This is a genomic window from Acidovorax lacteus, assembly GCF_039540375.1.
GTDB classification, from domain to species: Bacteria; Pseudomonadota; Gammaproteobacteria; order Burkholderiales; family Burkholderiaceae_C; genus Acidovorax_G; species Acidovorax_G lacteus.
This window is the reverse complement of the sequence record NZ_BAABEX010000027.1, coordinates 76428-84339: the sequence shown is the minus strand read 5'-3', so window position 1 is coordinate 84339 and position 7912 is coordinate 76428. Positions and strand designations below refer to the sequence as shown.

At 62.4% G+C, this 7912-nt stretch carries 6 protein-coding genes; all 6 read right to left on the bottom strand.

Translation table 11 applies throughout. The features are described from left to right. Positions 1–73: 73 nt before the first annotated feature. The 6 genes from ABD866_RS12300 to ABD866_RS12275 all read right to left on the bottom strand — a co-directional run bounded on the left by ABD866_RS12300 (position 74) and on the right by ABD866_RS12275 (position 7770). Positions 74–553 (bottom strand): pilin, encoded by a 480-nt coding sequence (locus tag ABD866_RS12300; RefSeq protein WP_345065402.1) that lies wholly within the window; start codon positions 551–553, stop codon positions 74–76. Positions 554–699: 146 nt separating this feature from the next. Then, positions 700–1491, bottom strand: a complete 792-nt coding sequence (locus ABD866_RS12295) for a 3',5'-cyclic-nucleotide phosphodiesterase (protein ID WP_345065399.1) — start codon at positions 1489–1491, stop codon at positions 700–702. Between the two features lie 9 nt (positions 1492–1500). Further along, a complete protein-coding gene (locus ABD866_RS12290; protein WP_345065397.1) occupies positions 1501–3801 on the bottom strand; it encodes a CHASE2 domain-containing protein in 2301 nt (766 codons plus the stop codon). Positions 3802–3808: 7 nt separating this feature from the next. Then, a complete protein-coding gene (locus ABD866_RS12285) occupies positions 3809–4465 on the bottom strand; it encodes an FHA domain-containing protein (RefSeq protein ID WP_345065394.1) in 657 nt (218 codons plus the stop codon). Positions 4466–4507: 42 nt separating this feature from the next. Further along, on the bottom strand, positions 4508–5299 hold the full coding sequence (locus ABD866_RS12280; protein WP_345065392.1) for a Stp1/IreP family PP2C-type Ser/Thr phosphatase: 792 nt from the start codon (positions 5297–5299) through the stop codon (positions 4508–4510). 17 nt (positions 5300–5316) lie between these two features. After that, a complete protein-coding gene (locus ABD866_RS12275; RefSeq protein WP_345065390.1) occupies positions 5317–7770 on the bottom strand; it encodes a protein kinase domain-containing protein in 2454 nt (817 codons plus the stop codon). Between the last annotated feature and the right edge of the window lie 142 nt (positions 7771–7912).

The window sequence follows — 7912 nt, the reverse complement described above, 5'->3', positions numbered from 1 at the left end:
ATACGTCAGATTGTTCCAGAGAAAAAAGAAAGAGGCCGCGCAGGGCGGCCTCCTCGGATAGCAAGATCAGCAATCAAGCAGCCTTGCAGGAACCGGGCAGATACCTAGCGGGCATCGGATTCGTAGCAGCCGGACCACAACGCCATTCGGTGATCACTCGACCACCATCGTTCGTACCGTTGACGAGGTTGGCACCGATGTACGGCCGCAGCATAATCGAATTGGTAGTTGCCGACACGTTACCGCCGAGTGCTGTCGCACTACCAACAACCGTAATCACCCCGTTGGCGTCGGAAATACCGCTGACCACCATTTTGGTAGACGAAATCGCGCAGCCTTGAATAGCGGATCGCGCGTCAGCATTAGGAGACGTCTGCAGGGCTTCAGTGACGGTTGTACGGCACGACGACGCCGCAAGAATCACTTCGGATACACGTGCGCGCACCGTGTAGTCTTGATAAGCAGGCAGAGCCACTGCGGCCAGAATACCGATGATCGCCACCACGATCATCAGTTCGATCAGGGTAAAACCCTTTTGAATAGAGCGCTTCATGAATACCTCCTAGGATAGCTGCGAATGCGCTCAAGTCAGTGCAAATCGCATGCCTAGAGGCTCCTCTAGGGAGCAAGGTCTGCAGCCGGGGCGTGCTCGTCAATTTGTGGCACCCGCCCGAGATCTGATCGACAAAATTGTCCGTCTCAGACGTACATGACCTGACCAGCTGCCAGCATCTGGATGTCCACCGCACGACCGCCTTGCTGACGCTGACCAGCGGTGATGTGCCGAATTTCCTGAACGATGGGATCCGCTTCAGAGGGCTTCGTGTGGGAGATGAAGATCGGGTAGTCCGGATCACTAGGCCTACCGGCCAACTCCTGCGCCAGCGCGGGGGACGACAGATGCCCGCTTCGCTCCGCCAGCAAGGCCTCATTGCCGCTAAAGGCCGTTTCGATTACCAACACAGCGACGTCCATCCGCTGCAGTCGCGCCCAGAGTGCGGGGTTTCGCCCGGTGTCTCCACTGAAGACCCACCAACCCCGCTCACCGCGCAGGGCATAGCCCACTGCCGGCACTGTGTGCTTGGCAGGCAATACCTCGATCTCGAGACCATCCACGCTCATGCAAGCCCCGGTATCCAGAGGGCAGTACTGCAAAAATGGCCGGTCCGGGGAAGGAATCCGGGCGAAGTCTGGCCAAATCACGTTGTTGAAAACATGTGCCTTCAGAGCCTCCAACGTCGCCGATAACCCGTGCACCTGCAATGGCGCACGCAGGCGGGCACCGATGGCATCTAGCATCAGCGGCAAAGCGGCCACATGGTCGAGATGAGAATGCGTGAGAAAGACATGCCGCACGCACGCCATCTCATCCAGCGACAGGTCGCCGACTCCAGTACCGGCGTCAATCAGTATGGAGTCGTCTACGAGGAACGACGTTGTTCGACAGTCCCGCGCAATGGCGCCAGAACACCCCAGCACACGGATCTTCATAAGCAGCTCTCACTTGAAGTCCAGACGGGTGACGCCGTCCCAATCCACATCCAGCGTCTGATCGCGCAGCGCTTGGATACGTTGCGCATACAGCTCCAGCAACCCGCCAAAGGCAGTCACACCCTTCAGGTCGGCCATCAGCACATCGCATTGCGCCCACTCCTGATGGCGGTAGGCCACAAGCAAATCGCGCCACACCCTGGGAGCGTCATCATTCTGGGCCATGAATGGACGCGCGGGTGTGAAAATCTGCACGGGATCTTGCTTGCCCTTGACCTGCACTCGGTCCAATTCCATCCAGAGCTCGGCTTGGCAGAGACTCCGCGTCGCATCGCTCGCAACGATTGACACCCCATACAGCTTGCAAAGGCCCTCTAGACGCGAGCCCAGGTTCACCGCATCTCCGATGACGGTGTAGCTGAGACGGACGTCCGAGCCCATATCGCCTACACACATAGGTCCGGTATGCAGCCCGATTCCCACCCCGATGACTGGCAAGCCCTGTGCTTCATGCTCGCGGTTGATGTGCTCAACGGCCGCCACCATGTCCAAAGCGGCGGCCAGTGCGCGCTCCGCGTGGTCGGGCATGCTCACCGGAGCCCCCCAGAAGGCCATCACGCAATCGCCCATGTACTTGTCGATCGTGCCACTCTGGCGACTGATCGCGTGGCTCAGACGCGTGAACACCCGATTCAACAGTTGTTGTAAAGCCAAGGGGTCCATTCGCTCGGAAAGCGCCGTAAAGCCTCTCATGTCGCAGAACATCACCGTCAACTCAGCTTGACGCGCCTGCATGGAGTAACGCTCAGGCTCGAGCATCATCTGATCCACCAATTCAGGCGGGACATAACTTCGGAATCGTTCGGCCAGCCCCCGCTTGGCGCGGCGCTCCACCCAGTACCCCCAGGCGCTGTTGAGCAGGAACAGCATCAGGCACACTGCGACACAGGCGGCTGCGGGGAGGGCGAGACCCTGGTGTACAAACAAAAGGAAGTTTGCCCCGGCAAGCCCAGCGACCACGCACACTGTGGCTATACCCGCGGCCAAAGGTGCCATCCAGGGCAAGGCGATAGCCAGCGCACCCGCCACCAGGAGCTGCTGCACCAGGTCAACTCCCTGGGCATAGTCAGGCTGCACGACGGTCATACCGTCTAGCCAACCCGACAACAGGTTCGCATGGACCTCGACCCCCGGATAGACCCTGCCCGCCGGCGTCACTCTCAGATCCTGCAGCCCTGGTGCTGTTGAGCCCACCAGCACGACAGTCCCTGCCAAACTGCCTGGCGATAGCTTCCCATCTAGGATGGTGGCCGCCGATATGTATCGGAATGAACCGCCCTGGGGCCCACCAGCGCCCCGAAACGGAATCTGCACCGCCAACCGCGTATCGACCGGAATCTCAAAGCGCCGCTCACCACTGACCAGTGCCACAGCCCGAAGAACATCGAAAGACCCAGCGGGATGGTGCTGTGCATACAAGGGCTGCACGGCCGGTTGCTCCAGCAATTGCCTGAACATGGCCAAGGCGAGAGACTCGTAGTAATGGCCGCCGAACTCCGCTAGAACTGGTGTGGCTCGAACAACGCCGTCGCGGTCGCTGATCGCATTGAAGAAGCCTGCCCGGCCAGCGGCAGCCATCAGCTCTGGGAGATTGGCGCCAAACCCGTTCCAGTGCGTACTGGCCAAAGGCGGCCCGCGCAACTCACGGGACGTCATGACCGGTGTGGGCAAGGTGCCACGGGCGTATCCCTCTCGGTCGCTTGTGAAGTAGTACCCCAACACCACTGGTCGCGACGCGATCGAGCGCGCAAACCGTGCATCGAAATCGAGCGTGGGCGCCAGCGTACGCCATTCAGCCAAAAAAGCTGCACTGTCCCGCAGCGGCCCGGAGGCGAGCTTTTCCAGATGGCGCAGACCCGAGCTACCGTCAGGCTCCGCAAATAGCACGTCGAAGCCGACCAGTGCAGCACCCTGGCGATCAACGAGCTCCTCTACCAGCGCCGCCAAACGGTCTCGCCCCCATGGCCAATGCCCAATCTGGTTCAGACTGGACTCATCAATGTCAACGATGACGATCCGCGGGTCCAGGCTCTTGGGGGCCTGCAGGGACCAACGCACGTCGTACCACCACAAGTCCAGCTGCTCCAGAGCAGGCTGCGGCAACACCCCCAACGTGTCCAATACCCCAAGGGCCACGATCGCGAGGCCTGCAAGCATTCGGGTAGCGCGCAGGCGCAACAACCGCCACATCGCCATACCGCCCGTGCGCAGCGGACCCCGATCGACCCGGAAGACGTCCGGGCGTTTCATTTCCAGCTCAGAGCTGTTCGAACTGCATGGCTGTGCCCGCCAGCTCCAGGCGGTCGCCGGTCTTCAGCGGCACGGGAGAGGCGCCAATCGGCGCCCCGTTCAACGATGGCATCTCGGGCCCTTCCACGTGCGCCAGCACAAAACCCTGGTGCCTGCGGGTGATGGAGGCTACAGCGACCCCTGGCTTGCCAATTGTGGTGACCACCTTCTGAAGAGAGACCTCCCGCCCAGCCGCAGCCCCAGAAAGCACCCGAATAACCGCCTGAACGGGGGCGGCTCCCAGAGGGGCAGGACGGGAGTTGCTCACTCCTGCAGCCACCGCAGGCGGCACCATGCCCGGTTTGAAGACCATCGTCTTTTCAAAGTTCTCCGCATCCTGGTCTTGCAGGAATCGGATCTTGTACTTGCCCACTTCGATCATGTCGCCATTGCGCAAGCCCTGCCGCTTGATAGATCGGGCGTTCACATATGTGCCGTTGGTGCTTCCCAGATCTTCGATCTCCACTGCATCGCCCTGCATGTGCAGCACTGCATGTTCGCCGCTGACAGCCAGGTTATCGATCACCACGTCGTTGTATGGGCGTCGACCCAGTGTCGTACGCTCTTTGGTCAGCGCCACTTCCTTGATGACGACGCCGTCGATGGAAACAATCATTTTCGGCATGGTCTACTCCTGCATTGGTGTTTTTGGGTGTATCGGTTGGCCTCAGGCTTGGCCCAAGAGGCGTGACATCAATCCGCGCCGCTTGCCGGGCATACCGCTGGCCTGCACCAGCAGCACGCTGACATTGTCGCGACCGCCGTATGCGTTGGCAGCGTCTATCAGGTGCGCCGCTGTTTCTTCGAGGGGCGCGGCCCGTCGCACCATATCGGCGATGTCATCGTCGGCCACCATATCGGTCAAGCCATCAGAGCACATGAGAAAGAGGTCTTGCGGCAGAACCTCGAACTCGTTGACTTCGAGCTGCACCTCGGGCTCGACACCGAGCGCGCGCGTCACCAGATTGCGGTTGGCAGACACGGCAGCTTCCTCAGGGGTCAGTAGGCCCGCATCAATCTGCTCCTGCAGCCAGGAGTGGTCGCGCGTGATCTGCTGCAGTACTCCCTCGCGCAAACGGTAGCAGCGCGAGTCCCCGATGTGTCCAAGGATCAACCGTGAACCCAGAAAGGCACCCACGACCAAGGTGGTGCCCATGCCAGAGTACTGGGGATTGGACAATGCGGCCCCGAGGATCGCATGATTGGCATTGTCCACGCAATTCTCCAGAGCCTGTCGGAGCTCTGTAGCCGTTGGCTCCGTACGAGACTCGTTGAGCCAACGCACCATTTCCGTCCGAATGAAGGTTGTTGCCATGCCACTGGCCACCTCGCCGGCGTTGTAGCCACCCATGCCATCGGCCAGTATGGCAAGCTGCGCGTCTCGGTCCACGGCCACCGCATCCTCGTTGTTGCTGCGCACGCGGCCGCGATCGGTTTGGGCGAAGAACTCGTAAGTCATGGAGGCTGCGGCTTGCGTCATGGAGCGCCGGTCAAGGAAGTGTGGAGGGTGCCGCGGTCTGCGGAGCGCGACTCCATCACGGTTTCCTGGAAATCGGCGGAGCCGTCGCTGCCGGGCGAACCGTGCTGATCATAGTCGACCGCAGCCCCGTTGCTGTCTCCGGATATCGGCTGAACAGAGCCGATCACCGCCTTCAATGCCTCCGCCATCGCCCGCCCTGTCTGAAACCGAGATTCGGGTGATTTGGCCAGCGCTTGGCTTAGCACCTGGGCCAATGCCTCGGGAAGTTCGGGGCGGATGTCGCGAAGATCCGGCGCTGGCTGTTCCACGATGGCCTGCAACAGTTGCGGCAAGCTGTTGCCCTGCAGCGGCAAACGTCCGGTGAGCAACTGAAAAAGCGTGACTCCCAAAGCGTAAAGGTCTGAGCGGCCGTCGATGCGCACGCCCTGAACCTGCTCGGGCGACATGAAGCTGGGCGTTCCCAGGACCAGCCCCGTGCGGGTTCGAAGTGCATCGGTGAGCCGAGCCACGCCGAAGTCCACGACCTTGACCTGCCCAGTTTCAGGATTCCAGCGCAGATTGGCTGGCTTGATATCGCGATGCACCACCTGGTGCTCATGGGCGTAGTCGAGTGCGAGCGCGACTTCTACGCCCAGTGCAATCACCCGATCGGTCGGCAACAGGTGCCCAGGCACTGCCCTGGCAGCCAGATCGCTCCCGGGCAGATACTCCATCGCGATGTAAGCCACGCCCTGTTCCTCGCCTGCACCGAACACCGTAACGATACCCGGATGCAGCAATCGCCCCGCCGCCTTGGCCTCACGGAAGAATCGCGCCCGGGCTTCTTCGAGCGAGACACCTTCAAACTCACGAGACAGCGCCAGGGTCTTGAGCGCGATAGGACGACCGACCTGCGCGTCGTGGGCTCGGTATACCGCCCCCATCGCGCCCTGACCCAGGAGGGCGTCCACGCGGTAAGGTCCGATCTGGGTGGGCAGAGGGGCTACTGCTGGCACAGCTTCGCCAGATGCAGCGAGTCCATGCCCTGCCGCCTCCTCCTTCAGGCGCGCACGCAGCGCCTGGTACCGCTTGCGACCCTCACGGTGATGCCGGTCGCGCCGCAAAAGAAACTCGTAAACCTGCCGGGCCTGGGGCCAACGCTGTTGCCGCTCCAGATCTAGAGCGAGGTGCAGCACATTGTCGAGCAATGCTGGTGTCACCGGCGCACGCTGGTAATGCTGAAGGGCCCCCCTCCAGTCACCCTGGCCTTGCCGAACCAAACCGAGCATGCGTTCGCTGTCGTCCGACTGACCCTGATGGCTGTTGCGCAGAGAGGGCGCGATCTTGAGCAGACGGTCCACAGAACCCAACACAACGCCACCCACTGCGCCACCCAAAAGCATCAGCGGCACCGCCAGTGCTGTTGGAAACGACCAACCCGACTGCTGGAAACCGAGCCACGGCGCTCCCACACCCGCCACAGTGAGCAGCCCCAAGCCCGACCAAGCCGCCCCGGCAGATCGCCCCAGCAGCCGGGGCCAATACAGCAAGCCTGCCGCAACGAACATCAATGCAAGGCCGGTCACCCATCGCCCCCAGGAGGGTACGCTGACCACCGCTCCATGCCGCATTGCCGATACGACCTGGGCCAGCGCCTCGGCTTCCGATACTTGGCGCCCATTGGAGAGACTGACCAGTGCAGCACCTGTCCCGGTACGACTCGCGGTCACGATGGCCGTACGGTCTTCCAGTAGGCTTCGGTCCACCACGCCATCCATCACCGCAAGCGCCGCCACAGGTTGGGATGGTTCGCCCCACAGAGGGCGCAGCTGGCCATGCGCATCCACCGGGAGCTTGACCGCCCCGAGTTGCAGTTCGGCAGGTGTCGCCACGCGCCGCACATCGCGCAGACCGAGGTGCCAGTGCCCCAGCGCCGCCACGAGCGCAAGACTCGGGATGCCCACGGAATCATGGCGCCATAGCAATGGAACGCTGCGCAACTGGCCATCGACATCCGCTGGCGCAGCCCAGGGGGCAGCGCCAGCGGACAACGACAGCCAGACGTCGTCCGGATACTTCAACGGCGGCGCGGCAGGCGCGAGAGCCCCAGGGTCCGGCAGCGCAGTACGCCTTTGCAGGGCGGACAAAGGAAGCGCACCGGACACCGGCGCTGTGACCCGCGATGTCTCGATGCGAAGCCAAGTGACCCCGGAACGCTGAAGCGCCTGCTCCAAGGTTGGCGATACCAGACTCTCAGCGCTGCCACCCGACGCATCGCCCCCTGGCGCAGGCCCGTTGAACGGGGTCGATGGTGTCGCAGCCGTGGGCAGAGGCGCGAGATACAGCACCTGACGCACACCCGCCTCCGTCAGGCGCTGGAGCAACTTGGCATGTGCCTCTGGCAAGACCGGGGCAGCCCCCCAATCGACTACCGTCGCCACAGAAGGAAGTGCCACGGCGGAATGGGACATGGCATGGTCCTCAAGTGCCTGCGTGGCCGAACCCAGCAGGCCGGACGCAAAGGCTGCTGCGGCCAGCACTGCGCCGGACGCCAGCGCCCACAGTCCCTGCCGCCCCTCCCTCCACTCTCCCGAAGGGCCCTGATTCGCCACT